The sequence below is a fragment of the Brevundimonas sp. genome (assembly GCF_030682035.1).
Classification (GTDB): domain Bacteria; phylum Pseudomonadota; class Alphaproteobacteria; order Caulobacterales; family Caulobacteraceae; genus Brevundimonas.
In genome coordinates, this window is sequence record NZ_JAUXQZ010000016.1 from 120,633 (window position 1) to 147,591 (window position 26,959).

At 69.1% G+C, this 26,959-nt stretch carries 21 protein-coding genes; 13 read left to right on the forward strand and 8 right to left on the reverse strand.

Annotated elements, in window-relative coordinates:
• Positions 1–122: 122 nt before the first annotated feature.
• Positions 123–992 (forward strand): RimK family alpha-L-glutamate ligase, encoded by an 870-nt coding sequence (locus Q8K49_RS03690; protein ID WP_305304152.1) that lies wholly within the window; start codon positions 123–125, stop codon positions 990–992.
• Between the two features lie 166 nt (positions 993–1,158).
• On the opposite strand, the gene nth is transcribed toward Q8K49_RS03690, so the two are convergent.
• Positions 1,159–1,896, reverse strand: a complete 738-nt coding sequence (nth, locus tag Q8K49_RS03695; RefSeq protein WP_305304153.1) for an endonuclease III — start codon at positions 1,894–1,896, stop codon at positions 1,159–1,161.
• Between the two features lie 41 nt (positions 1,897–1,937).
• Positions 1,938–2,087 carry a hypothetical protein gene (locus tag Q8K49_RS03700; RefSeq protein WP_305304154.1) on the reverse strand — a complete coding sequence of 50 codons (150 nt, stop codon included), beginning with the start codon at positions 2,085–2,087 and terminating at the stop codon, positions 1,938–1,940.
• A 165-nt stretch (positions 2,088–2,252) separates the two neighbouring features.
• Here Q8K49_RS03700 and Q8K49_RS03705 point away from each other — a divergent pair, with 165 nt between their 5' ends.
• From Q8K49_RS03705 to Q8K49_RS03725, 5 genes are all read left to right on the forward strand, one after another.
• Positions 2,253–3,365, forward strand: a complete 1,113-nt coding sequence (locus Q8K49_RS03705) for an HlyD family secretion protein (protein ID WP_305304201.1) — start codon at positions 2,253–2,255, stop codon at positions 3,363–3,365.
• 5 nt (positions 3,366–3,370) lie between these two features.
• The gene (locus Q8K49_RS03710; protein WP_370867721.1) at positions 3,371–4,936 is read left to right on the forward strand and encodes a DHA2 family efflux MFS transporter permease subunit; all 1,566 of its coding nucleotides are present in this window, start codon (positions 3,371–3,373) and stop codon (positions 4,934–4,936) included.
• Positions 4,936–5,529, forward strand: a complete 594-nt coding sequence (locus Q8K49_RS03715) for a TetR/AcrR family transcriptional regulator (protein WP_305304156.1) — start codon at positions 4,936–4,938, stop codon at positions 5,527–5,529. Before Q8K49_RS03710 ends, Q8K49_RS03715 begins: the two co-directional genes overlap by 1 nt.
• Before the next feature lie 77 nt (positions 5,530–5,606).
• Positions 5,607–6,362, forward strand: coding sequence for a creatininase family protein (locus Q8K49_RS03720; RefSeq protein WP_305304157.1), 756 nt, complete (start codon positions 5,607–5,609; stop codon positions 6,360–6,362).
• Positions 6,363–6,383: 21 nt separating this feature from the next.
• On the forward strand, positions 6,384–6,887 hold the full coding sequence (locus Q8K49_RS03725; protein WP_305304159.1) for a phasin family protein: 504 nt from the start codon (positions 6,384–6,386) through the stop codon (positions 6,885–6,887).
• Between the two features lie 128 nt (positions 6,888–7,015).
• Here Q8K49_RS03725 and Q8K49_RS03730 read toward each other — a convergent pair whose 3' ends face one another.
• From Q8K49_RS03730 to Q8K49_RS03755, 6 genes are all read right to left on the reverse strand, one after another.
• The gene (locus tag Q8K49_RS03730; RefSeq protein ID WP_305304161.1) at positions 7,016–8,449 is read right to left on the reverse strand and encodes an AMP nucleosidase; all 1,434 of its coding nucleotides are present in this window, start codon (positions 8,447–8,449) and stop codon (positions 7,016–7,018) included.
• 64 nt (positions 8,450–8,513) lie between these two features.
• Positions 8,514–9,194 (reverse strand): hypothetical protein, encoded by a 681-nt coding sequence (locus tag Q8K49_RS03735; protein WP_305304162.1) that lies wholly within the window; start codon positions 9,192–9,194, stop codon positions 8,514–8,516.
• Between the two features lie 65 nt (positions 9,195–9,259).
• On the reverse strand, positions 9,260–10,117 hold the full coding sequence (locus Q8K49_RS03740) for an alpha/beta hydrolase (RefSeq protein WP_305304164.1): 858 nt from the start codon (positions 10,115–10,117) through the stop codon (positions 9,260–9,262).
• Positions 10,118–10,182: 65 nt separating this feature from the next.
• Complete coding sequence (locus Q8K49_RS03745) at positions 10,183–12,249, reverse strand: AsmA family protein (protein WP_305304166.1); 2,067 nt, start codon at positions 12,247–12,249, stop codon at positions 10,183–10,185.
• A gap of 118 nt (positions 12,250–12,367) precedes the next feature.
• Positions 12,368–14,476 carry a S9 family peptidase gene (locus Q8K49_RS03750; protein ID WP_305304168.1) on the reverse strand — a complete coding sequence of 703 codons (2,109 nt, stop codon included), beginning with the start codon at positions 14,474–14,476 and terminating at the stop codon, positions 12,368–12,370.
• A gap of 73 nt (positions 14,477–14,549) precedes the next feature.
• Positions 14,550–16,673 (reverse strand): S9 family peptidase, encoded by a 2,124-nt coding sequence (locus tag Q8K49_RS03755; RefSeq protein ID WP_305304170.1) that lies wholly within the window; start codon positions 16,671–16,673, stop codon positions 14,550–14,552.
• Positions 16,674–16,749: 76 nt separating this feature from the next.
• Between Q8K49_RS03755 and Q8K49_RS03760 the strand changes: the two genes are divergently transcribed.
• The 7 genes from Q8K49_RS03760 to trxA all read left to right on the forward strand — a co-directional run bounded on the left by Q8K49_RS03760 (position 16,750) and on the right by trxA (position 26,959).
• On the forward strand, positions 16,750–17,613 hold the full coding sequence (locus Q8K49_RS03760) for a GNAT family N-acetyltransferase (RefSeq protein WP_305304172.1): 864 nt from the start codon (positions 16,750–16,752) through the stop codon (positions 17,611–17,613).
• The gene (gene tsaE / locus Q8K49_RS03765; protein WP_305304173.1) at positions 17,610–18,086 is read left to right on the forward strand and encodes a tRNA (adenosine(37)-N6)-threonylcarbamoyltransferase complex ATPase subunit type 1 TsaE; all 477 of its coding nucleotides are present in this window, start codon (positions 17,610–17,612) and stop codon (positions 18,084–18,086) included. The genes Q8K49_RS03760 and tsaE overlap by 4 nt, the downstream gene beginning before the upstream one ends.
• A complete protein-coding gene (gene amgK, locus Q8K49_RS03770) occupies positions 18,079–19,164 on the forward strand; it encodes an N-acetylmuramate/N-acetylglucosamine kinase AmgK (RefSeq protein WP_305304175.1) in 1,086 nt (361 codons plus the stop codon). The genes tsaE and amgK overlap by 8 nt, the downstream gene beginning before the upstream one ends.
• Before the next feature lie 17 nt (positions 19,165–19,181).
• Positions 19,182–19,901: an N-acetylmuramate alpha-1-phosphate uridylyltransferase MurU gene (gene murU / locus Q8K49_RS03775; protein ID WP_305304202.1), complete on the forward strand. Its 720-nt coding sequence runs from the start codon at positions 19,182–19,184 to the stop codon at positions 19,899–19,901.
• Positions 19,898–23,005: a double-strand break repair protein AddB gene (gene addB / locus Q8K49_RS03780; protein ID WP_305304176.1), complete on the forward strand. Its 3,108-nt coding sequence runs from the start codon at positions 19,898–19,900 to the stop codon at positions 23,003–23,005. Before murU ends, addB begins: the two co-directional genes overlap by 4 nt.
• Positions 23,002–26,523 carry a double-strand break repair helicase AddA gene (addA, locus tag Q8K49_RS03785; protein ID WP_305304177.1) on the forward strand — a complete coding sequence of 1,174 codons (3,522 nt, stop codon included), beginning with the start codon at positions 23,002–23,004 and terminating at the stop codon, positions 26,521–26,523. The genes addB and addA overlap by 4 nt, the downstream gene beginning before the upstream one ends.
• 97 nt (positions 26,524–26,620) lie before the next feature.
• Positions 26,621–26,959, forward strand: coding sequence for a thioredoxin (trxA, locus tag Q8K49_RS03790; protein ID WP_305304178.1), 339 nt, complete (start codon positions 26,621–26,623; stop codon positions 26,957–26,959).

Genomic DNA, 26,959 nt, shown 5'->3' on the forward strand with positions numbered 1-26,959 from the left:
ACAGAGCCGACCCACATCCGGCGCTGCGCGCCACCCCTCGGCTGATCGCATGCGATCAGCCTTGAGCGCCTCGCCGGAGGATGACGATGGCAAAAGAGGGCGAACCTTGGCATGAGCGCGCCATGACCGAGATCGCCGTCCTGACACCCGATGCCGCCGACCCCTCCTATGCCGGCCAATGGCCCGGTGTGCTGGAACGGCTGGGCGAGGCCTTGGCGACCGGCGGGCTGACGGCGGTTCCGACGCCGTGGACGGACCACATCGCAAGCGCCGACGGCCTGACAAGGTTTCCGCTGGTGCTGCCGCTGATCGCCTGGGGCTATCACCGCGACCATGACCGCTGGATGCAGGCCTGTGCGACCTGGGGGGCCGCGGGCGTGCGGATGCTGAACCCGCCGTCGGTGCTGGGCTGGAATTCGGACAAGAGCTACCTCGGGCGGCTGGCTGATCAGGGCGTGGCCATCCCCGACACCCTCTGGATCGACGCCCCGACGCAAGGCGACGCGGACGCCGCCTTTGACCGGTTCGGCGTCGAGCAGATCGTAGTCAAGCCGCGCGTCTCGGGCGGGGCTTACAAGACGCTGCGGCTGGCGCGGGGCGAGCGGATGGACGGGGCGCCCGAGGGGCCGGCGATGATCCAGCCCTATCTGCCGACCATAGAGACCGAGGGCGAGACCTCGTTGCTGTTTTTCGGCGGCAAGCTGAGCCACGTCGTCGGGAAGCGGCCTGTCCCGGGCGAGTTCCGGGTCCAGGTCCAGTACGGCGGCGGCTATGTCGCCCTGCCCGAGCCCCCGGCGGGGGCGCTGGCGCTCGCCGAGAAGACGCTGGCGGCGATCGACGAGGACCTGCTCTACGCCCGCATCGACATGGCGCGCGACGCCGCGGGGAACTGGCTGTTGATGGAGGCCGAACTGATCGAGCCGGACTTCTATCTGGCCTCGGCGCCGGAGGGCGGGAAACGGTTCGCGGCGGCGGTCAGGGCGCGGCTCTGATCCCTCTCCCGAGGGGAGAGGGGTTGAGCGCACGAGAGCGCAGCGATCGTCCTTGCGCGAAAGGGTGAGGGCGTCCGGCACCAGGGACGTCAGGCTCCGTAACCCCTCATCCTCCCGCTCGGCTGCGCCGAGCGGGCCCCTCCTTCTCCCGATGGGAGAAGGAAACCTACGTCGCCTCCCCCAACGCTGCCAGCCCCGCCCGGCTCGGGCACAGGTCGCTGATCACGCAGGCGCTGCATTTCGGTTTCCGAGCGGTGCAGGTGTAGCGGCCGTGCAGGATCAGCCAGTGGTGGGCCTTGGGCAACCATTGCCCGGGCACGACGCGGAACAGCTGGGCCTCGACCTTGTCGGGGGTGGCGGCATTGGCCAGACCCAGCCGGTGCGAGACGCGGAAGACGTGGGTGTCGACGGCGATGGCGGCCTCGATGCCCAGTTCGTTCAGCACCACGCTGGCGGTCTTGCGGCCGACGCCGGGCAGGGCCTGCAAGTCGGCGCGGTTCAAAGGCACCTCGCCACCGTGCTGTTCCAGCACGATGCGGCTGAGGGCGATGACGTTCCTCGCCTTGCCGCGATACAGGCCGATCGAGGCGATGTACGGGACCAGCCCCGCCTCCCCCAACGCCAGCATCTTCTCCGGGGTGTCGGCGACGGCGAACAGCTTGTCCGTGGCCTTGTTGACCGCAACGTCGGTGGCCTGGGCCGAAAGGGCGACGGCGACCACCAGCGTATAGGGGCTGGAGAAGTTCAGCTCGGTCTTCGGCTCGGGCATGGTCCGGGCCAGCCGCTCGAAGATCGCCTCGACCCGGTCCTCGTCCGGCGGCCAGCCGAGCACGGGGACCATCGCCCCGGTCATGACGGCGGGGCGTTTCGGCGGGGGTTTGGGACGGGCCCGGGGCGGCTTCATGGCGATCGGTTAGCAGACCCCCGCGCCCGGCGGGAGAGGCGCTAGTCCGTCCAGCGGTCGGGAATGAACAGGGCCCCCGCGCCGATCACCATGCCGGCCAGCCCGACCGCCAGCGGCAGGTCGAACAGGATGGCGCAGCTCAGGATCAGCAGACTGGCGGGTTGGGCGAAACGGGCGGCGAGGCGCTTCATCGAGGATCTCCGGTCAGCTTGGCCGTATTCGATGCCCCGGCGCCGCTGCGGTCAAGCACGTTCGGAAACAGGATGTGTAGAGCGCTCACCCTCAGGGCGGTTGATTTCTGGACAGAACTGTCCATTTATGCGGCCGTCCTCCCCGACATGCCGCCCGAGTTCGTCATGACCCTGTCTCCCGCCAACAAGAAGCGCCTCCCCCTGATCGTCGCCGCCGTCACGGCTTTGGCCCTGATCATCGGCGGCTTCGTCTGGTGGCAGGGCAAGCAGCGCTGGGAGGCCACCGACAACGCCTTCGTCGCCGCCGACACCACGGGAGTCAGCCCCCAGATCGACGGCTATGTCGTCGAGGTGTTGGTGGCCGACAACCAGCGGGTGGCGCCGGGCCAGATCCTGATCCGGCTGGACGACGCCGACGCCCGCGCCGCCCTGGCCCAGGCCGAGGCCAATCTCGCCGCCGTGATCGCCGCCGTCGGCAATGTCGATGCCCGCGCCGCCCAGGAACAGGCCATGATCGCCTCGCGCGCCGCCGGCGTCGCCCAGGCCCATGCCCAGGCCGAACTGGCCGCCCAGCAGGTCGACCGCTATGGCAAACTGGCCGAACAGGGCTGGGTGTCGCAGCAGCGGATCCAGACCGAACAGGCCGGGGCCCGCACCGCCCAGGCCTCGGTCGCCGAGGCGGAAGCCGCCCTGGTCGCCGAGCAGCGCACCGCCGGGGTGCTGGGCTCGAGCCGCAGCCAGAGCCTGGCCGCCGTCGACCTCGCCCGCGCCCAGGTCGAACAGGCCCGTATCGCGCTGGACCGCACGGTCATCCGCGCACCCGTCGGCGGCGTGGTCGGGGCCCGCGGCGTCCGCGTGGGACAATATGTGCGGCCGGGCGGGCAGATTCTGTCGATCGTGCCGCTGGGCGACGCCTATGTGGTCGCCAACTTCAAGGAGACCCAGCTGGACCGTCTGCGTCTCGGCCAGACAGTGGAGATCAGCGCGGACGCCTTCCCCGGCGAGCGGCTGGTCGGCCATATCGACAGCTTCGCCCCCGCCACGGGCTCGGAATTCGCCCTGATCCCGGTCGAGAATGCGACCGGCAATTTCACCCGCATCACCCAGCGCGTGCCCGTGCGCATCCGCGTCGATGCGGCGGGCGCCGCCGCCCTGCGACCCGGCCTGTCGGTCGAGGTCAAGGTCGATCTGAAGAGCCGCGGCGGGCTGAATTTCGCCGAGGCCGCCATCGGTCCGGTGGTCGCCGCCGTCGCGCCAAGGGGCGCCGCGAGGCGGTGAAGCCGGTGGTTTCCGCCCCCGCCCCGGCGCCCGCCGTCAACTGGACCTTTCTGCTGCTCGGCTTCGCCGGGATGGTGATCGGCCAGTTCATGGCCATCCTCGACATCCAGATCGTGGCCTCGTCCCTGCCCCAGATCCAGGCCGGGGTCGGCGCCTCGGCCGACGAGATCAGCTGGATCCAGACCGCCTATCTGATTCCCGAGGTCGTGATGATCCCTTTGTCAGGCTATCTGTCGCGGTTGTGGGGGACGCAGAAGGTCTTCCTCGTCTCCTGCGCCGGCTTCCTGGTCATGAGCGTGGCCACCGGCATGTCGTCGTCGATCGAGGCGATGATCTTCTTCCGGGCGCTGCAGGGTTTCGTCGGCGGGGCCATGATCCCGACCGTCTTCGCCGTCGCCTTCACCGCCTTCCCCCCGGACAAGCGGGTCACGGCCAGTATCGTCATGGGCCTGATCGTCACCCTGGCCCCGACCGTCGGCCCGACCCTGGGCGGACATCTGACGGAATGGCTCAGCTGGCGCTGGCTGTTCTTCATCAACGTCATCCCCGGTATGCTGGTTCTGTTCCTGGTCGGCCGCTATGCCAATTTCGACAAGGGCGACCCGTCGCTGGCGAGGGGGTTCGACTGGTTGGGTCTCGGCCTGATGGCGACCTTCCTGATGAGCCTGCAATTCGTGCTCGAGGAGGGATCCAAGAACGACTGGTTCGCCGACGACATGATCCTGCTGCTGGCGGTCGTCGCCGGCATCACCGGTCCGACCTTCATCTGGCGCTCGCTGACCTATCGCAATCCGATCGTCGAGCTGCGCGCCTTTACCAACCGCAACTTCCTCGTCGGGGTTGTGATGACCTTCACCGTCGGGGCGGCCCTGTTCGGCGGCACCTTCCTGCTGCCGCTGTTCCTCGGCCGGGTGCGTCACTATTCGGCCTCCGAGGTCGGGACGACCATGGTAGTCTCGGGCCTGGCCATGTTCCTGACCGCCCCCTTCGCCGGGCGGCTGGTGCGCAAGGTCGACCTGCGGCTGCTGATGTTCGGCGGCTTCATGCTGTGCGCCTGGGGCATGTGGGATGCGCGGCAGGTGACCGAGGACTGGGGCTTCTGGGAGTTCGCCAGCGTGCAGGCGGTGCGCGGCTGCGGCGTCATGCTGGCCATGATCGCGGCCCAGCAGGTGACCATGTCGACCCTGCCGCCCGAGATGGTCAAGAACGCCTCGGGCCTGGTCAATCTGAGCCGCAACGTCGGCGGCGCCTTCGGCCTGGCCATCCTCAACACCTCCCTGACCCGGAACACCGCCCTGCACATGAGCGAGCTGACCCAGCACATTCCGGTAACCGACGCCCGCCTGCTGGCCATGCTGGCCGGGATGCAGGAGCGGTTCGCGGGCTCGATCGACCCGGCCGGCGCGGCGATGAAGGCGGTCTACGGGATGCTGCACCAACAGGCGACAACCCTGGCCTTCGGGGACGCCTTCGCCATGCTGGCCATCGCCTGCGCCTTCGCCGCCTGCGTCACCCTGCTGTCGCGCCCCGTGAAGACCCCGCCCGGCGCCTCGCCGGTGGAGGCGCACTGATGTCGCGCGCGGCCGGACAGGTCGATGAGACCAAGACCGAGGCCATTCTCGACGCGGCGCTCGCGCTGTTCGGGGAAAAGGGCGCCCTGGCCTCGATGGAGGCCATCGCGCGCCGCGCCGGGGTGTCGCGTCAGACCCTCTACAACCGCTTTCCCAGCAAGCTGGAGATCGGCCGCGCCCTCGCGTCCCGCCGCTCCGACGCCATCAGCGCGCCGCTGCGCGCCGGCGGCGATCCCGAAACCGTGCTGACCGCCCTCGCCGCCGGCCTGCTGGACAAGCTCTGCCGTGTCGAAGCGGGGGCGGCGTTGCGCGGCGTGGCCCTGATGTCGCCCGAGATGCCGGACCTGGCCGACGCCATCTACCAGGCCGGGCCGGCGGAAGGCCTGCGCCGCCTCGCCGCCTGGCTGGCTGAACAGGACCGGCTGGGCCTGTTATCGATTCCCGACCCGATGGCGGCGGCCGAGATGTTTTCGGGCATGGTGCTGGGCCACGGCCATCTGCGCGGTGTGCTGGGCGTGGCCCAGCCCTCGTTCGACCTCGACCAGCGCGCCGCCGAGGCCGCCCGTCGTTTCCTGCGGGCGTTCGCCCGATAGACCCCGGCGCCCCGGTGACGGTTGGCCTCGCGCGCCAATCGGCCTAGACCCCCCGCAATTCGCTGCGGAGTCCCACAATGCTGATCCATCTGTCGTCCTGGCCCGAGATCGACGCCCGGCTGAAAACCACGAAGACCGTGGTCGTGCCGATCGGCTCCAACGAACAGCACGGCCCGACCGGCCTGCTGGGCACCGACTGGATGTGCCCCGAGATCATCGCCCATGCCGCCGAGAAGCAGGACGGGAGCCTGATCGTGGCGCCGACCTTCAACATCGGCATGGCCCAGCATCATCTCGCCTTTGCCGGCACCATCTCGCTGCGGCCCTCGACCTTCATGGCCGCCATCATCGACTGGGTGTCGTCGCTGAGCCGGCACGGGTTCGAGCGGATCTATTTCCTCAACGGCCACGGCGGCAATGTCGCCACCATCGAGGCGACCTTCGCCGAGATGTATGCGGAGTGGAGCTTCGTCGAGGAGTCTCCGCCGTTCGTGCTCAAGCTGAAGAACTGGTGGGACCTGCCGGGGGTCAACAGTCTGTGCAGCCGCATCTTCCCGACCGGCCACGGCATGCACGCCACCCCGTCCGAGATCGCGGTGACCCAGGCGGCCTGGCCGGACCACATCAAGACGGCGCCCTACAGCCCCCGGATCGCCCCGAACGGCCCGATCCGCGACGCTCTGGACTATCGCGCGCGCTTCCCGGACGGGCGGATCGGCTCGGACCCGGCCCAGGCCAGCCCCGAGCATGGCCGGACCATCATCAATGCGGCGGTTCCCGCCCTGTTGAAGGATGTCGCCGACTTCGCCAACGAAGTCTTGCCCGCGACGTGATTGGAGCCCAAGGCATCGGCCATGACCCAGTTCGACAAAGCCATCAAGACCGGCCGCCGCCTGACCCGCGACGGCGCGAGGGCGGCCAGTACGGCCCTGTCGGGGGGCGAGATGATGCAGGCGGCGGGCGACGTCATCAACGCCCGGCTGGAGATCATGGCCGCGGGCATGGTCGATCCGCGCAAGGCTGACCTGCAGGAAATCTCGCTGATGAGCTCGGAGAAGGTGGAGGCGCTGTCGGCTTCGGCCTCGGCCATGGCGAAGACGTTCGGCGACATCGGTGGTCGGGTCGGCTCCGGCGTCATGACCGAGGCGGGTCTGGCGTCCAGGGCCGCGACATCGATCGCCACCGCCGCGACCCCCGCCGCCGCGATGCAGGCGCAGTACAGTTACGCCGTCGGCTGGTGGAGCCGCGCGACGGCGCAGATGCTGACCCTGAACAGCGCCATGCTGAAGGGCCAGGCCGACGCCATGCGCCCGATCCACAAGACCGCCGTCGCCAATGCGAAGCGGCTGAAAAAGTAGTTCTCCCTCCCCGAAGTGGGGAGGGATGTCGGCGCGAAGCGGCGACAGGGTGGGGTGCGTCTGGACAATTCCCACCCGGTCGCTGCGCTTTCTCCCTCCCCACTTCGGGGGAGGGAGAAAGCGAAACCTTATCTGAACGGCGGCTCGTCGAAGGCCCTCAGCTTGCGGGAGTGCAGGCGCGAGCCCTCGGCGCGCAGCAGGTCGATGGCGTGGATGCCGATCTGCAGGTGTTCCGAGATCGATCCTTCATAGAAGCGGTTGGCCTGCCCCGGCAATTTGATCTCGCCATGCAGCGGCTTGTCAGAGACGCACAGCAGGGTCCCGTAGGGCACGCGGAAGCGATAGCCCTGGGCCGCAATCGTCGCGGATTCCATGTCAATGGCCACGGCCCGGCTCTGGTTGAACCTCAGCGCCGATTTGGAATAGCGCAGCTCCCAATTGCGGTCGTCCGTGGTCACCACCGTGCCGGTGCGCAGGCGCCGTTTGACCTCCTCGCCCGGCGCGCCGGAAACGATCTTGGCGGCGTCATAGAGGGCGCGCTGGACCTCGGCGATGCTGGGGATAGGAATGTCCGGCGGCAGGACCGCATCGAGCACATGGTCGTCGCGCAGATAGGCGTGGGCCAGGACATAGTCGCCGATCGTCTGGCTGGGCCGCAGACCGCCGCAATGGCCGATCATCATCCAGACGTGAGGCCGGGTGACGGCGAGGTGGTCGCAGATGGTCTTGGCGTTGGACGGCCCGACACCGATATTGACGAGGGTGATGCCGTTGGAGCCCGGCGCCGTCAGGTGATAGGCCGGCATCTGGTGCTTCTTCCAGGCCGCGTCCATGACCGCCGTCTCCGGGCTGGGCGTGTCACGGGTGATGACGATGCCGCCGGCGCAGACCAGCTTGTCATAGATGCTGTTCGGATCCTGCAGCTGGGCGCAGGCCCAGCGCACGAATTCGTCGACGTAGCGATTGTAATTCGTGAACAAAATATAGGACTGCACATCCTCCACCGGCGTGCCGGTATAGTGCCGCAGCCGGGCCAGCGAGAAATCGGTGCGCAGGCCGTCGAACTGGGCCAGCGGAAAGGCCTTTGTCAGGTCGAACATGCCGTCGGAGATTTCGTCGCCGATATGGGCCAGGTCCGTGGTCGGGAAATGGCGGGCGACCGCGGCGGTCTGGCTGCGGTCGAGCGCCACGTCCGACCCGTCCATCACATAGGGGAAAGGAATCTCCTGCTCAGACGGGCCGACATCGAAGGTGGCGCCGTAGTCGGCTTCCAGCAGGCCCAGCTGTTCCGTCAGATAGGGGCGGAACAGGTCGGGGCGGGTGATGGTGGTCGAATAGACGCCGGGCCGCGACAGGCGGGCGTAGGCGCGAGTGGCGAGGTTCAGGGGCCGTTCGCCGAACCAGCTGACCCTGAGTTCCGGATAGGAGAACAGGCCCTTGGCCCGCGCTACGGGATCGGCGCGTTCGCCGGTCCGCAGGAATGTCCCCACCGCGGTGCGCAGGTTGGAGACGGATTGGCTGTAGAGGTCTTCGAGGCGGTCCAATGCCGCCTGGGTTGTCATTGTTTCTGTCATGACCTCGTCTAGCGGAAGATCGTGACCTTGGCGAGACGGCCACGCTTCAGGTTCAGGACGCCAGCCGCTCCGCCGACCGGAGAACCAGACGGTCGTCCTCGATTGCGAAGAACAGGCGCGCTTCTCCGCCGGTCGGGCAGCATTCGCCGTCCGCGTCGCGCCACAAGGAGGTCAGGGCGGTGATGGTTTCGTCGCCATAGGTGAAGCTGACGCCTTTCCGGACGCCCAGTCCGGGCGGTAGGTGGCGCGTCAGCGTGTCTCGCCAACTCTCATTATCGAGCTTTACCAGCGGGGAGGCGCCGTCCGGCGTCAATCGGTAGAGAGCGTCAGCATTGAAGTTCCCTGTGCCCCGCATGCGCCCGGCTATGGCCAGATGGGCTGTCTGGTCGACCCGGACCAGGCTCGGGGCCTCGTAGAAATAGCCGTCTGCGCCTGAGGCGACGCTTCTCAAATCCCCGGCGCCGTCCTTGATGATGAAGACATAGGCCGCGCCTGAAAGGTCGCTCGACGTCTCCCCCGACTGAATCTGCCAATAGAGGACGCGGCCGGCGACATTGAAGTAACCGCCTTCCGTGGTGGTGCAGCCCTTTACCCCGATATTTACGCAGGCTTCGGCCAGCCTTGCGACAGCGTGGGTCGCGGGCGCCTCCGGAGCCGGGCCGGACTGCGGCGCGCAGCCAGCCCCCAGGACCGCGAGGGCCACGGGCACGAACAACGATCGGGCTGTCAGCATAGCGGGATCCGGCCTCCGCATGGGGGGTTGCGCCAACAGGCCGCCTGTCCAGCACCCTTCTGCCATCAGCCCAGTTCGCGGTGGAGGAAGGCGCTCGCATCGTCCAGCACCGGCGCCTTCTTCCGGAACAGGGGCGAGAAGGTCGAGATCAGGTCGGCGTGGTTCAGACCGGGGTAGAGTTTGAATTCGCAGCGGCCGCCGACCGCCCGCATCCGCGCGCACAGGATGGTGGTGTCCTCGGCATGGACGATGACGTCGGCGGTCCCGTGCCCCAGCCAGAGGGGTGGGGCGTCGGCGCGGGCGAAGGTCACCGGCTGGGTCAGGGTCGGGTCCGGCGCCCGCCCGAAGGCGTTGATCGAGGCCGGGACGTCATAGGGCAGGAAGTCATAGGGGCCGGCCAGACCCACGGCCGCCTTGATCAGGCCGGGCGCGCCGACAGCGGCCATATAGCGCCGGTCCAACGTAATCATCAGGGCCAGGTGGGCTCCCGCCGACTGGCCGATCACCCCCAGCCGCGCCGGGTCGCCGCCATACTCAGCGGCGATCTCGCCGACCTTGGCCGTGGCCAGGGCCGCGTCCTCGATGAAGGCCGGGAAATGCACCTGGGGGACCAGCCGGTAGTCCGGCAGGGCGACGACGAAGCCGCGCGCCGCCAAGGCCTGCGCCGCCCAGGCGTAATGGGTCTTGTCGCCGCTATCCCAGCCCCCGCCGTAGAACAGGACCAGCACCGGCCATGGCTGCTCCCGCTGCGCAGTGGGGACGAAGACGTCGAACGTCTGGCGCGGATCCTCGCCATAGGGGATGTCGCGGGCGGCACGGCGCACCCCGCCGTCACGCGGCCCGAAGGTATTGAGCAGGCCCAGGGGCGAACAGGCTGCGGCGAGCAGTCCGAGCGCGGGGGCGAAAAGGCCTCTTCGGGTCATGCGGTCCTGGAGTGCGAATACGGCGACAGACCCAAGATACGCACGGAACCCGCGTTCGGCTCAACCTATCGTGCTGACGAGATCAAGGCGCCGCAGTTGGCGTCTTTGGCCAGACCCGGATCTACGAAAGGCAGCAGGGCCGCCAGCGGATTGATCAGGGCGCCCAGCGCCGCGCCGATGCCGATCTGCCCCGCGATCGCGCCGGCCTCTACGCCGACTTTCGGGGCGGTCAGGGACCCGACGACAGTGATCGGCGACCAGAGACGGATCAGGCGAGGCTGTTTGGTCTCGCCATCAATCCGCAGGTTCATGGTCTCGGCGCCGAGGTCAATGGTCCCGGTCCCCTTGGCCAGCACCGGGGTCGTGTCGATCACAAAGGTTCGAACCGTTGCAGTCCCACGACGCACCGTGAAGTCGGCGACGGCGCAGCGGATTTCCGAGGAGCCTGTATCGCCCGACAGCAGCTTGCCCAGGCCGGCGGTGACATTGATGCCGAGCAGTTCAGCGAAGGCTGAACGCATCCGCCCCTGCGGCACCACAAGGCTGATCGTGCCGCTGGAATTGGCGGCGAAATCATGCACCGAGGCGCCCGGTCCTTCGAGCTTCGCGCGGCCGAGAGCGGCTCCGGTCACCGTCGGGGCTCCGTCGCGGGCGGGCACGATGGATTCCAGCGGATAGCCCCTGAGCCGGAAGTCCGCCGTGGTGTAGGGCGTGGCCCGGTTGGCGTTGATCCGCGCGGTCCCGTTCAGCGAGCCGCGGTTGAAGTCGAAGGACACCGGGTCGAGCTTGAGGATGCCGTCCTTCAGGTCGGCGCCGAGATGGACCTGACGGATGTCGAGCTCGTTGCGCTTCACCCTCGCCGCCCGGTAGCGCAGCGTGCCGTCCATGACCCGCAGCCGTTCGACATTCAGCGGGGCGGTCGGCAGCAGTTTCGCGCCGGCCCCCGAACTCGCCACCGTGTCCCCGCTCGCCGTGACGGTGGGCCTGGCGCCGAGGACGGTGGCCAGGTCATCGATATCGAGCAGACGCGAGCGCAGATCCGCCTCGACCCGACGGCGGTCGCCGACCTTGTCGACCTTCAGATCGCCGGACAGGTCCGATGTGCCGACCCGACCCGAGAAATCGTTGAAGGTGAACAGGGTGTCATCCCGCTTCAGCGTGCCCCTCAGCCGATAGGGGGGAGTGTTGGGGGTGGTGATCCCGGTCAGAAGATACAGGTCAGCCAGATCGCGGCCCTGCAGGCTGAGCGTCGCGGTGAACTGGCCGAGGTCGAAGGGCCGGGTGATCGAGCCGTCAGCGATCAGGGTCGAGCCGACACCCGACAGTTCGGCCTTGAAGGCGTAGGGCCGGTCGCGCCGAATGTTGATGAAGGGCCCGCCGCGGACTTCCAGCCGCAAGGGGGTTCCATTCATCGTGCCTTGGCCCTCGAGGTGGAAACCGGCGCCCCCGTCCGAGCCTTCCCGCGCGCTGATGGTGGCTTCCAGATTGATGTCGCGCTTCTGGTTGGACAACGACAGCCGCCCGTCGCGGATGATCAACCGGTTGATCGGCGGCAGCTTCAGGGCGTCGTCAGTCTCGGGTTTGTCCGGATCCAGCAACCAACTCTTGCGACCGTCCGCCAGTGAAATGAGCACCACCTCCGGCCGGGTGATCTGCACGATCGGCATCTCGAGCCGGCCCGCAAGCAACGGGCCAAGCCGGACGGAGACCTGGGCGTCCGCGATCTTCAACGTGTCACGCTCCAGCGCCCAGTCCGGACCGCCGATGCGTAGTCCCCGCACCTGCGCCGAGGGCGTCCAACTGAACAGATTCACGTCGAGGTCGCCGTTGAGCTCGATCTCGCGGTCATATTTCGCCGAGGCCCAGTTCCCGATCGGGCCGCGCAGCCAGTTCCACTGGAACAGGGCGAGGAAGAGCACGAACAGCGCCAGAAGCAGGAACGTCCCCCCGGCGGCGATCGCCTCGGGCCGCCCCGGACGGCGCAAGCCGCCATAGACCGGATCGTTGGCGACGACCCAGTCCCGCCGCTCGCGCGCCCAGGCGCCCCGCCCCCGCGCCCAGGCTCCGGCCGGAACCAGGGCCCGGTCGCGCACGACCAGCCAGTTCGGATTGTCTTTCAGAGGGTTGGGCAAGCCGGGACTCCGTCGAACCCCTGACAACGCGCGAAAGTGACCGTCGGCGCCATCGGCCACAACGGGAAGGGCGCGCCCGTGCAGGACGCGCCCCCTGTCGTTCGCCTTTCGGCCGGCGCTACTCGGCCGGGTTCAGATATTTGTCCAGCCAGCCGAACACTTCGGTGTGCCACTGGCGGCTGTTGGCGGGTTTGAGCACCCAGTGGTTCTCATTGGGGAAGACCACCAGACGGCTGTCGATGCCGCGCCGCTGCAGGGCGGTGAAGGTCGACAGGCCCTGGGCCGTCGGGATGCGGTAGTCAAGCTCGCCCTGGACGACCAGCATCGGATCGCGCCAGTTCTGCACATGGTTGGCCGGGTTGAAGGCCTGGTAGCCGCGCGGGTTGTCCCAGGGCGTGCCGCCGTACTCCCACTCGGTGAACCACAACTCCTCGGTGGCGTAGCCCATGCCGAAGGTGTCGAAGACGCCGTCGTGATTGACCAGGCATTTGAACTCGCCGGGCCAGTTGCCGGCGATCCAGTTGATCATATAGCCGCCGTAGGAGGCGCCGAGGGCGCAAGCATTGTCGCCGTCGAGGAAGGGATAGCGTTCCTGGGCGAAGGCCCAGCCCTTCTGCAGGTCTTCCAGCGGCCGGTCGCCCCAGTGCTGGCTGATCGAGTCGGTGAAGGCCTGACCGTAGCCGGTCGAGCCATGGAAATCGATCATCACCACCGCATAGCCGGCGCCGGCATAGGTCGAGGGGTTCCAGCGGTAGGACCAGCTGTTGCCGAACGACCCCTGGGGTCCGCCGTGGATCAGGAAGGCGACCGGATACTGCCGGCCCTCAACATAGCCGGCGGGCTTGATGACATATCCGTGCACCGTCTCGCCGTTCCAGCCGGGGAAGCTGAACTGCTCCGGCTCGCCGAAGGTCTCGGCGTCCAGCGACGGATTCACATCGGTGATCCGGCGCGGCATCTCGCGGCCGCGGAAGGTCTTCACGAACAGCTCACTGGGCCGGGTCAGGGTGTCCTGGGCGAAGACGAAGCCCGAGGGCGTCTGCTGGAAGGCCGAGACGTGACCTTGGCCGGTGATCGGCACGACCGAGCCGCTGGTCACGTCGATGACGAACAGCCGGGTCTGACCGACGTCGCCGGCGATGGTGTAGAGCGTCCGTCCGTCGCGCGACCATTGCAGGGTGTCGGCGGACCGGTCCCAGTTGGCCGCGATCTGGCGGGTCTGGCCGGTCGTCATGTCGCGCAGGAAGATGGCGTATTTATCGGCCTCGAAGCCCGGTCGGGCCATGGCGCGCCAGGCCATCGTGCGGCCGTCGGGCGAGAAGACCGGGCCGGTGTCCCAGGCGTCATTGTCGTCGGTCAGGTTTTCGAAGGTCCCATCGCCGCTCAGGCCGTTGGTGCGCCAGAGGTCGAAATTGGTGCTCCATGGCTCGGACTGGCCGGCCAGCCGGGCCGAGAAGACAATCGACTGACCGTCGGGTGCGAAGGTGTATTCGCTCTCGTCGCCGAAGGGCTTGGAGGGGGTATCGCCGTCGAAGCCGCGGGTGACCCATACCGCCTCGCCCGAACCGTCGGTGTTGACCACGAACAGATGGTTCTGGGTCCCGTCATTCCAGGTGTCCCAGTGACGTACGAACATCCGGTCATAGACTTGGCCCGTCGCAGGATCGTCGGCGACCGCCTTGGCCCGGTCGACCGAACAGGCCAGGTCGGCGCAGTCAGGGAAGACCGCCAGCGACACGGCGACCTTGTCCGCCTGCGGGCTCAGCCGGTAGGCGTTGACGTCGACGGGCAGGTTCGTGACCTGGACCGGCCCTGTGCCGTCGGCCTCGGCGCGCCAGACCTGGCTTGTGCCGGAGCGGCCCGAGAGGAAATACAGCTTGCCGTCCGCGCCCCAGCGGGCGGTGTTCGCGCCGCCCTCGTTGATGGCCAGCCGCTGCGGCTCGCCCGGTGCGTTCAGGTCCATCATGAACAGGGCGCTCGAGCGGCGGTTGGCGTCGACGTCGGTGGCGGTCACCGAATAGACGACCCGGCGTCCGTCCGGGGAGACCTGGGGATCGCCGAGCCGGTTCAGGGCGATCATGTCCTGCCAGCTGAAGGTGTTCAGATCCTGGGCGGCCACTGCGGGAGCTTCGGCTGCCGCCACCGGCGGCGTCTCGGCCAGGGCGGGGACGGCGGCGAGCAGGGCGAGGGCGGCGCAGGCCCCGGTGAGCAGGGAACGGTGACGCATGGACGGATTCCTATCAACGAAGACGCGGATCAGGCCGCTGGCGTAGCACCACGGGAAGGTCGGCGGAAGGCGTTCAGGGTTGCGCGGCCGGACCCGTATGGGCGGCGGTCCAGTCCAGAATCTCCTGCTGCCAGTCGACCCAGTTACGCGGCTTGAGCACCCAGTGGTTCTCATCCGGCACATGGACGAAGCGGCTCTCTATGCCGCGCCGCTGCAGGGCCGAGAAGGTCCCCAGCCCCTGTTCGACCGGGACCCGGAAGTCGCGTGAGCCGTGCAGGACCAGCATGGGCCTGGTCCATTCGCCGACCCAGGTGTTGGGGCTGAACTCGCGGTACAGGTCCGCGCGCTCCCACGAGGGACCGCCGAACTCGGCGATGAAGGTGGCGATGTCCATGGCGTTCATCAGCTGGCCGACGTCGAACACCCCGGCGTGGTTGACCAGGCAGCGCCATGGCCCGTTCCATTTGCCGGCGATCAGATTGACCATATAGCCACCGTAGGAGGCGCCCAGCGCGCAGGCCCGCTCGCCGTCGATGAAGGCGTTGGACGACAGCGCGACCTCCCAGCCCTTCTGCAGATCCTCCAGCGGGCGGTCGCCCCAGTGGTTGTTGATGGAGTCGGTGAACGCCTGCCCATAGCCGGGCGAGCCGTGGAAATTGATCATCACCACCGCATAGCCGGCGCCGGTGTAGATCTGCGGATTCCAGCGATAGCTCCAGCCGTCGGTCCAGGGCGATTTCGGGCCGCCGTGGATCAGATATACGGCCGGATAGCGCCGACCCTCGACATAGCCGGCCGGCTTGAACACCCAGCCCTGCACCGCCTCGCCGTTCCAGCCGGCGAAAGTGAACATCTCGCCTTCGGGCAGGCTGGTTCCGGCCAGGGCGGCGGCGTTGTGGTCGGTCAGGGCGCGCGGCGCCCCGCTCGAGGCATCGACGATCTGCGCCGGGCCGCCGAAGCCTTCGTGCGACAGGACCAGCCGGCCCCCGATCTCGTCGAAGGCCGCGACCGTGCCCTCGTTCGTGACGGCGCGGACGGCGCCGGTGCGGGCGTCGATCTCGAACAGCTTCTGCTGGCCGTTCTCGGCGGCGACGGCGTACAGCACCCGCCCATCCGAGCGCCAGCGCAGGGCGCCGGGGCCGCGGTCCCAGTCGGGGGTCAGGACCCGCGCGTCCGAGCCGTCGACATTGCCGACCATGATCACCGCCTGATCACCGAAGACGTTCTCACGCCGCCCCGCCAGCCAGGCCAGACGCCGTCCGTCGGGCGAGAAGGCGGGGTTCGTATCCGGGGCCGGATTGGCGTCGGTCAGATTGACCGGCGGCCCGCCCTCGATCGAAGCGCTGTAGAGGTCGAGGTCGTTGGTGAAGGCCTCGGTGCGGCCCTGCAGCTGGGTCTGGAAGACGATACGTCGGCCGTCGGGCGAGATGACGAACTCGCCGTCGTCGCCCTGGGGTCGCGAAGGCGTATCGCCGTCCACCCCGACCATCAGGTCGCGCGCCTCGCCCGCCGCCAGTCCCGAGGCGTTCAGCGGCACGGCGAACAGATGGCTGCGGCGGCCGTCGTTCCAGCTGTCCCAGGGGCGCAGCGGCAGGCGGTCATAGGTGCGCACCGTCGAGACCGAGGCGGCCTGCGCCCTGATCCGGTCGCGGGTGCAGGCGAGGTCGGCGCAGTCGACGAATACCGCCAGGGCCACGACCAGCGAGCGGCCGTCGGGTGTCAGACGGAAGGCGGTGACATCGACCGGCAGGGTCGTCACCTGCACCGCCGCCATCCCGTCGCGGTCCATGCGCCAGACCTGGCTGGAGCCGCCGCGCGGCGAGAGGAAATAGATCGACTGGCCGTCAGGGGCCCAGCGCGCGGTGGCTACGCCGCCGTCCGAGGCCGCGAGCCGCCGGGACGTCCCGTCCGGCTCGATCACCCAGGCGGCGCTGACGCCGCGGTTGCCGGACCATTCGGTGGCGCGGACAGTGTAGAGCACCCGGCGACCGTCGGGCGACAGGCGCGGGTCGGCGACCCGCTCCATCATGGCCAGCTGGTCAGGGCTGAGACCGCCCGCGGCGGTCGGGGCGACGACGGGTCCCGCCTCGGCGGGCGGCGTCTGGGCCCAGGCCGCGCCGCCGGTCGCCATCGCCAGCGCCGTCGCGCCGACCAGAACCCCCATCCGCATCTTCATCGGCCGTCCCCCTTGTTGCATGCCCAGACTTAACACGGCGGGCGGCGCCGCCAAGCCGCTTGCCGTGCGCGGCGCAAGCGGCGACAACCGGCGTTGAATGACCGAGACCGTCGCCCTCACGCCGACCCGCGGCGATCAGCACATCTGCGACGTGCTGATCGCCGAGCGCGCGCCGCGTCTGACCCGGTCGCTGTTCTGGCCGGTGATACGGCCGTTCCTCTACAAGCTGCTCAACTATCGCGCCGCCGTGCGCATGGCCGACGCGGTCAGGTCGCTCTCGGGTTCCGGCGCGCTCGACTATATGAGCGACCTGATGGACCTGCGCGTCGCGGTGATGAATCCTGATCGGATCCCCGCCAGCGGCCGCTGCATCATCGTAGCAAACCACCCGACGGGGATCGCCGACGGCATCGCCGTGTTCGACGCCATCCGCGCGCGACGGGCCGACGCCGTCTTCTTCGCCAACGCCGACGCCCTGCGCGTTTCGCCCCGGCTCGGCGAGGCCGTCATCCCGGTCGAGTGGGTGGTGGAGAAGCGCACGCGTGAAAAGACCCGCGCCACCCTGCTGGCGGCGAAGGAGGCGTTCGAGGCCGAGCGTTGCGTGGTCATGTTCCCGGCCGGCCGACTGGCGCGGGTCGCGCGCGACGGCTCGGTCACCGATCCGGAATGGGCCGCGACGGCGGCCTCGCTGGCGCGCAAATACAATGCGCCGGTGGTTCCGGTCCATGTCGCCGGGCCAAAGTCGACCCTGTTCCACCTGTTCGACCGGGTGTCGCCTGAGCTGCGCGACATCACCCTGTTCCACGAGCTGCTGAACAAGAAGCGAAAGGCCTTCCAGCTCAAGGTCGGCAAGCCGGTCCCGCCCTCGCGGCTCGATATCGATTCGGTCAAGGCGACCTACGGGCTGAAGGCCTTCACCGAACGGGTTCTGCCCAGCCAGCCGGACGCCGACTTCGCATGAGCCGGACGTGGACGCTGCCGCAAGCCGAAGCCACGACGCGTCTGGGCGCCGCCATCGCGCCGCGGCTGGCGCCGGGCGAGGCGGTGCTGCTGTACGGCCCGTTGGGGATGGGCAAGTCGACCCTGGCGCGCGGCCTGATCCGGGCCCTCCTGAAAATTTCGACCCGGCCCGACGAGGATGTGCCCTCGCCGACCTTCACCCTGGTGCAGTTCTATGAGAGCGCGCCGCCCGTGGCCCATTTCGACCTCTACCGCCTGACCCGCCCCGAAGAGGCGGCGGAGATCGGGCTGGACGAGGCGCTGGACGAGGGCTGCGCCGTGATTGAATGGCCCGAGCGGCTGGGTGACGATCCGTCGAACTGGCTGGGGCCGGATCGGCTGACCGTGATGCTGACCGAACAGGGCGAAGGCCGGCTGGCGACCGTTTCCGGCGCAGGGGCGTGGGAGACCAAGCTGAAGGATCTGCATGTCTGACCGTGAGCTTCAACGCCTCGACTTCCTGAAGACGGCCGGCCTCGCCGACGCCGTCCGCACGCCTTTGGCCGGAGACGCCTCAACACGACGCTACGAGCGGCTGACCACGACCGACGGCCAGTCGCTGATGCTTATGGATCAGGTCGCCGCCGCCGAGAGCCCGCCGGCTGATCCCTCCTGGTCGCCCGAGCGCCGCAGGACCGAGGGCTGGAATGCGACCGCCCGTCTTTCCGCCGGTCGAATCGAGGCCTTCGCCGCCGTCGCCGACCACATGCGTAGCGTCGGACTTTCCGCACCCGGGATTCCGGCGCTGAACGCCGCAGCGGGTCTGGCGGTGCTTGAAGACTTCGGCGACGCCCTGTTCGCCCGCGTGATCGAAGACGGTCAGGACGAAACGACGCTGTACCTCGCCGCCATCGAGGCCCTGGTGCGGTTGCAGGAGGCGCCGGCGCCCGAAATTCTCAGCGGACCAGCCGGCGACTGGCCGCTGCAGGTCTATGACCGCACCGCCTTGAAGGGCGGCGCCGACCTGTTCATCGAATGGATTCCGCGGCTGAAACCTGAGCTGCGCTTTTCCGAAATGGCGCTGGCCAAATGGGACGACGCCTGGGCCGGGCTGGTCGAGCATGCCGAACGCCAAGCGACCGTCATGGCTCACCGCGACTTTCACGCGGAGAATCTGATCTGGCTGCCTGATCGCGACGGCCCCGCCCGCGTCGGCATGATCGACTTCCAGGACGCGGTCCTCGCCCATCCGAGCTGGGACCTCCACTCCCTGCTTCAGGACGCGCGTCGTGATGTTTCACCCGCACTGGAGGCACTGGCGCTCAACCACTATTTCGCGCTCCGGCCCAGCTTGGACCGGGAAACCTTCATGCGCGACTACGCCGCTCTGGCGACGCTCAACGAGGCCCGAATTCTCGGCATCTTCGCCCGTCTGATCGTTCGCGACGGAAAGGACCGGTATGCCGCCTTCATGCCCCGGATGTGGAACCACCTGACAGCCAATCTCCCCGAAGCGGATCAGCGCCTTTGGGAATGGTTTGACGAATATGTGCCGATGGAGGCCCGGTCGTGACGGCCCCGACCACCGCCATGGTGCTCGCCGCCGGCCTCGGCACCCGGATGCGGCCGCTGACCGACGACCGGCCCAAGGCGCTGGTCGAGGTCGCCGGACAGGCCCTGATCGACCATGTGCTGAACCGATTGGGCGAGTCGGGCGTCACGCGCGCCGTCGTCAATGTCCACTGGTTCGCCGAGCGGCTGGAATCGCATCTCTCGACGCGTGGACGAGGACCGGAAATCGTCATCTCCGACGAGCGCGCCGAACTGCTGGAAACGGGCGGCGGCCTGAAGAAGGCGGCGCCGCTGCTGGGCGCCGGCCCCGTCTTCGTGGCCAATATCGACAGCGTCTGGACCGACAATGGCGCGCCCGGCGACAGCGCCCTGAATCAACTCGCGCGCCTGTGGAATCCGTCAATCATGGATGCGGCGCTTCTTCTCGCGAGACGCGAAGGCGCGATCGGCTTCGAGGGCGGCGGCGATTTCTTCCTCGCCGATGACATGCCCGGACAAGGGGGGCGCCTGACCTTCCGCGGCGACGCAGCCGAAGCGCCGTTCGCCTATATGGGCGTCCACATCTGCCGGCCCGGCTATGTCGCCGACGGTCCCGAAGGCCCCTTCTCCCTGAGCGGATTCTGGCGTCGGTCGGCGGCGGCGGGACGGCTGTACGGTTGCGTGTTGGACGGTGACTGGATGCACGTCGGCGATCCTCAGGCCCGCGACGCGGCCGAGGCGAAACTGGCGGGCGGATGACCGCCCGGTTCGATCCATTCACAGCATCAGGTCCACGCTGGTACGCAATCGAAGCACGGCGGCCCTTTCTCGACGATCTCGCGACCGGAGTGCTGGACTGGCTGGGCGAGCATCCGCCCGAGGCCCTGTCCGACGCCGTCATCCTGCTGCCCAACCGCCGCGCGGCGCGGGCCTTCACCGCCGCCCTGACCAAACAGGCCGGCGGGCGGCCGATCCTGCTGCCCCAGGTTCGACCGCTGGGCGATCTGGAGGAGGATGAGCCGCCGTTCGCGCCGGGTGAACTGGGACTCGACCTGCCGCCGGCCATCGCGCCCCTGACCCGCCGGTTCGAGATGGCGCGGATGATTGTCGAGGATTTCAGCCCCGGCCTGTCGCCGTTGCGGGCGCTGGAGATGGCCGACGCCCTGGGGGGCTTCCTCGATTCCTGCCAGCTGGAAGAGGTCGAGGACATCGCCCGCGTCGCCACCCTGGTGGAGGGCGATCTGGCCGAACACTGGCAGGACTCCGCGAAATTCCTCGGTCTCGCGGTCGAAGCCTGGCCCAAGCGGCTCAAGGCCATGGGACTGGTCGATCCGGCCTGGCGGAGGGCGCGGCTGTTGCGCCTGCTGGCCGACGCCTGGACCGAACGGCCACCGACCCAGGCGGTTATCGCCGCCGGCTCGACCGGCAGCGCCCCCGCCGCCGCCGATGTGCTGGCCGCCGTGGCCGGGGCCCCGCGCGGCTGCGTCGTCCTGCCCGGCCTTGATTTCGATCTCGCTCCCTCGGTCTGGGACCAGCTGGGGGACAATGAACAGCATCCGCAGAACGCCCTGTGGCGACTGCTCGACCGGCACTCGGTCCCGCGCGACGCTGTCCGTCCGTGGTTCCGCCCGACGCAGGATCCGGCGATCGAAGCGCGCGGACGCGCTCGGCAGAGGTTGTTGAACGAAGCCCTGCGTCCGGCCGACTCCACCGACGACTGGCGCACCCTGATCCGGGACCTGCGCGCCACGGCGTTCCGGAGCCAGTCCGCCGATCCGATCGCCGAGGGCCTTGAGGGCCTGTCCGTGGTGACGGTCCGCGCCGAGGAAGACGCCGCCGGCGCCTTGGCTCTGATGATGCGCGAGGCGCTTGAGGCGCCGGGCAAGACCTGCGCCCTCGTCACGCCCGATCTGGCTCTGGGCCGACGCGTCGCCGCCCGGCTGGAGCGCTGGGGGATCAGCGCCGATGTCTCCTCCGGTCAGCCGCTCTTGCGCATGCCCGCCGGCCGGCTGGTCGACCTGTGCGCCCGCTTCATCGCCGAGCCGCTGGACCCGCACACCCTGCTGGGCCTGCTGAAACAGCCGCTTGCCTGTCTCGACCTCGGCGAGACCGGATACGAGGTCGCCGTAAGGGCGCTGGAACAGCACGTCTTGCGCGGCCCGCGCCTGCGGGACTGGACCCGCGCCCGCGCCGTCCTGACCCGGGCCGGTCAACCGCGAGACGACGGCAAGGCTCCGTCAGGGTCGGCCCTCGCTCGGCTGGCGACCGCCGGCGTCCTGCTGGACCGGCTGGAAACCCTGTCCGCCGAGGTTCGCGCGCCTTTCACCCCTGACGTCGCCCTAGACGAGGCCGCCCGGGTCCTGACCCGGCTGATCGAGGCCTTCGCGGGTCAGGACGGGTGGGCCGGGCCTGACGGCGAGGCCGCCGCCGCCCTGCTGTCCGCCCTGATCGAGGGCGGGGGCTCCATGGGGGCGGTCTCGCCCGCGAACCTCGCCCAACTGGTCCACGACCTGCTGAATGAGCAGACGGTGCGCACCGGCGGCGCCAACCAGCCCCGGCTGCGCATCCTCGGCGCGATTGAGGCCCGGCTGGTGCGCGCCGACCGCATGATCCTGGCGGGGCTGGAGGAGGGCGTTTGGCCCAATGCGGCGCCGACCGATCCCTTCCTGTCGCGGCCGATGCGTGCGACCCTGGGCCTGCCGCCGCCCGAACGCAGACTCGGTCAGACGGCGCAGGATTTCGTTCAGGCAGCCTGTTCCGACGAAGTGATTCTGGTCCATTCGGAACGCCGGGGCGGCCAGCCGGTGGTCAAGTCGCGCTGGCTCTGGCGGCTGGAGATGCTGACGCGCGGCGCCGACGCGCCGGAGACGCCCGTGACGCTGTACCGTCCGTCGCCGCTGCTGGAGACCGCCCGAATGCTGGATGTCCCGGTAGCGGGACCACCGCGCTATCAGCGTCGCCCCGCCCCGACGCCGCCGGTCCGACGGCGCCCGCGGGAAATGCCGGTCACCGGCGTCGAACGCTGGGTGCGCGACCCCTATGCGGTCTATGCCCAGCGCATCCTGGGACTGCGCAAGCTGGAACGACCCGGCGCCTCGGCCGAGGCCATGGCGCGCGGCGACGCCGTGCACAAGGCGATTGAACGGGTGGTTCTGACCTGGCCCGAGGCTCTGCCAGAGGATTGCGCCGACCAGATCGAAGGCTTCCTGCGCGAGGCGCTGGACGCCGCCGGTTTCGAGGATCACGCCATGGCCCGCGAGGCGCCGCTGGCGAGAAACTGCGCCCGATGGCTGGCGAATTGGGAAGGCGAGCGGCGGGCGCGCGGCGCGACCCTGCTGATCGAACAATCCGGGCGAATGACCTTCGACGCGCCGTTCGCGCCATTCACTGTGACCGCCCGCGCCGACCGCATCGAACTGGATGCACAGGGCGCCGCCGTCATCGACTTCAAGACCGGGTCGACGCCCAGCGCCAAACAGGTGGCGCAGGGCTTCGCGCCCCAGCTGACGCTGACCGCCGCCATCCTGGCCGACGGCGGCTTCGCGGGCGCGCCGCCGACGCCGGCGTCGGAACTGCTCTACGTCAAGGTCACCGGGCGCAAGGCGCGGGAAAAGGTGGAAGTGGGGGGCGAGGCGATCGATGTCGGCAAGATCACTCGCAACCAGCCCCTGACCGCCGCTGAACTGGCCGACCGGGAGCTGGCGCGCCTGATCGACGGCGTCGCCGCCTTCGACGACGAGGCCAGACCCTATGTCTCCTGGGCGGCCCCGCAGTTCATGGGTAATTTCGGGGGCAACTACGACCACCTCGCCCGGGTCTGGGAATGGCACGTCGTCGGCGGCGAGGATGAAGCCCCCGAATGACACAAGTCCCGTCGATCTTGGCGCCCCTCGACCAGGCCCGCGCCCACCAGATCACCGCCGCTGATCCGCGGCTGTCGGTGTTCGTCACCGCCAACGCCGGCTCGGGCAAGACCACCACCCTCGTGAACCGTGTGGCGCGCCTGCTGCTGGGCAAGGTGCGGCCGGGCGAGATCCTGTGCGTCACCTACACCAAGGCCGCCGCCGCCGAGATGCAGGCCCGGCTGTTTAAAAAGCTCGGCGAATGGGCGGTGATGGATGACGACAAACTGCGCACCGACTTGGCCAAGCTGGACGGTCGTGATTCGGGCGGACTGACGGCCGCCGACCTGTCGGACGCGCGCCGCCTGTTCGCACGCGCGCTGGAGACGCCGGGCGGGCTGAAGATCCAGACCATCCACGCCTTCTGCGAAAAGCTGCTGCGGCGCTTCCCGCTCGAAGCCGGCGTGTCTCCCGCCTTCGAGGTGCTGGAGAATGAGGCGGCGGTCGCCCTGTCGAAACAGGCGCGCGAGGATCTCGCCCTCGCCGCCCTCGCCGATCCTGACGGACGGCTGGGCGCCGCCTACGCCCATTTCGCGGTGGAGCTGGACTGGAAATCCTTCCACGCCCTGCTGGCCATGATCGAGTCGGAGCGTGGCAAGCTGGTTCGCTACGTCGAACGCTGGACAGCCCGGCTCACGCCGGGACCCCACGCCCTGGCCGGCGTCGCGGAAGACGAGACCCCCGACAGTCTCGAAACGGACTTCCTGAACTGGCTCGATCCCGCCGACTGGACCGCCGCCGCCGACGGCTTCGCCGCCGGCTCGGCCAATGATCAGAAGATCGCGACCCAGATGCGGGCGGCGGTCCCGCCGCGCGCGACGATGGCGGCGATGAAGCCCGTCTTCATCGATTCCAAAGGCGAGGCTCGGACAAAATTCGGAACCCGCAATGCACCGCCCGGCGCCGCCGCCTACCTCGAGACCGTCTCGCTGAAATACTGCGCCGTGCTGGACCGGATGCGCGCCGCCAGGGTCGCCGACGACACGGTCAAGGCCTTGACCCTGGCCCACGCCCACGCCGCCCTCTACGAGGCGGCCAAGGAGACGCAGGGCGCGCTGGACTTCTCCGATCTGGTGGTCCGCACCGTCGACCTGCTGACCACCCGCTCCACCTCGGCCTGGGTGTTGTTCAAGCTGGACGGGGGCATCGAGCATGTCCTCGTCGACGAGGCCCAGGACACGGCGCCGGACCAGTGGACCATCTTCAAGGCCCTGACCGAGGAGTTCTTCTCGGGCGCCGGGGCGCCGCGCCGGATCGAGGACCTCCCCCGCATCCCGCGCACCGTCTTCGCCGTCGGCGACGAGAAACAGTCGATCTATTCCTTCCAGGGGGCGCGGCCGGAGCGGCTGCGGCAGGAGGCCCAGACTTATGCGGCCCTCGCCCACGGCGCCGGCGGCCGGTTCGAGGAGGTTCCGCTCGACACCTCTTTCCGCTCCACCGAGGAGGTTCTGGCCTTCGTCGATGCGGCCTTTGAGGGCCCCGAGCGCACCCGCGCCCTGGTCGGGGCGCGCGGCGACATCCCCGCGCACCAGCCGACGCGCGTCGATCAGCACGGCGCCGTCGATCTGTGGCCCCTGTTTCATGACCCCGCTGCGCCCGACCGCGAGGCCTGGAATGCGCCGGTCGACAAGGAAGACTCGCGCAGCGGCCGCAAGCAACTGGCCCAGGCGCTGGCGCGCGACATCCGCCGGCAGGTCGAGGCCGGCACAGCGGTGCACGATCCCCGTCGGCCGGAGGGCGGGCCGACGATGCGACCGGCCCGCTGGGGCGACTTCCTGATCCTGGTGCGCCGTCGCGACGCCCTGTTCGAGGAGATCATCCGCGCCCTCAAGGCCGAGGCCGTGCCCGTCGCCGGGGCGGACCGGCTGAAGTTGAGCAGCCACATCGTCTTCGACGACCTGATCGCCGTCGCCCGTTTCGCCCTCTATCCGCATGACGACCTCAGCCTGGCCGAGATGCTGCGCAGCCCGTTCTGCGATGTGAGCGATTTCGGCGACGGCCACAGCCTGTATCCGCTGGCCGACGCAGAAGTCCGTGAGGGCCGGTCGCTGTGGCGCGAGCTTTGCCGCCGCGCCGACGAACAGCCCCAATGGCGCCACGCCCGTAACTTCGCCCAGGCGGCGCTGGACGCCCGTGATCGCGATCCGTTCGCCTTCTTCTCAGGCCTGCTGAACCGGATTGACGAGACCGGCGTCTCGGGCCGCGCCCGCATCCTCGCCCGGCTGGGCCGCGAGGCCGAGGAGGCGATCGATGAGACCCTGGCCCAGGTGCTTGCCGCCGAAGGCCGGGGCGGGGTCGATCTGGAGACCTGCGTCGCCCGGCTGGAGGCCGCCGACGTCGAGGTCAAACGCGAGATGGAGGGGGCGCGCAACGAGGTCAGGGTCATGACCGTGCACGGGGCCAAGGGGCTGGAGGCCCCGATCGTCGTTCTGCCGGACACCACCTCGCGGGCCAAGCCGCAGGGGCCGACCTTGATGCCCGTCGCCGGAACCGACGACGAGGAGGCCGAGGGCTGGCTGATGTGCCCCGGCTCGGCCAGGGACGACTGCCCGGCCTCAAAGGCGGCCCGGGAGGCGCGCGCGGCGCGGACCGACGCTGAATCCCTGCGCCTGCTCTATGTCGCCCTGACCCGGGCCCGCGACCGGCTGGTGGTCATGGGCCGCGCCGTCAGACGACCCGAGGAGGGGTTCGAGGCGCAGAGCTGGTGGAGCGTCATCGCCGGGACCTTCGAGCGGCTGGCCGAGGACGATCCGCTGAATGTGCGCGACATCGGCGACGGCGTGCTGCGGTTCGGCGTCGATCCCGCGACACTCGGGGCCGCCGCTGCGACGGCTCCGTCGCCCGCCCCGGTCCCGGCCTGGGCCCGGACCCCGCCCACACCTGACGCCTCCGCCCGCTTCGCCGCCCCCTCGCGCATGGACGAGATCCTGCGCATACCGGCCCCCTCGCCGCTGGCGACCACCGCCGGGCCGGGCGCCCCGCTGGGACGGTTCCGGCGCGGAGACCTGATCCACCGGTTGCTGGAACGGTTGCCCGATATTCCCGCCTCCGAACGCCCTGACGCGGCGGTCCGGACGTTGTTCCGTGAACGGGACCTCGACGAGAACCAGCAGGCCGAAATGATCGCCGCCGCCTTCGCTGTGCTGGACGACACGCGTTTCGCGCCGGTGTTCGGGGTCGGCTCGCGGCCCGAAGTGGCCCTGACCGGGTCGATCGGGACCACGCCGGTCTCAGGGCGGATGGACCGGCTGGTCGTCACGCCTGACCGGGTGCTGGTTATCGACTACAAGACCAACCGCCCCGCCCCCGCCCGCATCGAGGACGCTGACCCGGCCTATGTGCTGCAGCTGGCGATCTATGCCGCGATCCTGCGAGACCTCTATCCCGACCGCGCCGTCGAGGCGGCTTTGGTCTGGACCGACGGCCCCCGGTTGATGGCGGTTCCGCAGGCGATGATGGACGCCGCCCTGTCGGTCTGAGCAGATCGTGCGTTGATTTGATCGGCCCCGCGCCCCACATCGGCTGTCGAAGCGCCGGAATCACCTCATGATGGCCGGCCGATCTGGAGAGTTCCCCATGGCCACCGTCAAGGTCACCGACGACAGTTTCGACGCCGACGTGCTCAAGGCGTCCGTCCCCGTTCTGGTCGATTTCTGGGCTGAATGGTGCGGCCCCTGCAAGCAGATCGGGCCCGCACTTGAACAGATCGCCGATGAACTGGCCGGGCAGGTCGTCATCGCCAAGGTCAATATTGACGACAGCCCGATGATCCCCTCGAAACTGGGCGTGAAGGGCATTCCCACCCTGATGCTGTTCAAGGACGGACAGATGGCCTCGATGAAGGTCGGCGCCATGCCCAAGGGCAAGATCGTCGAATGGCTGGCCGAGGCCGGCATCGGTCCGGCCGCGGCCTGA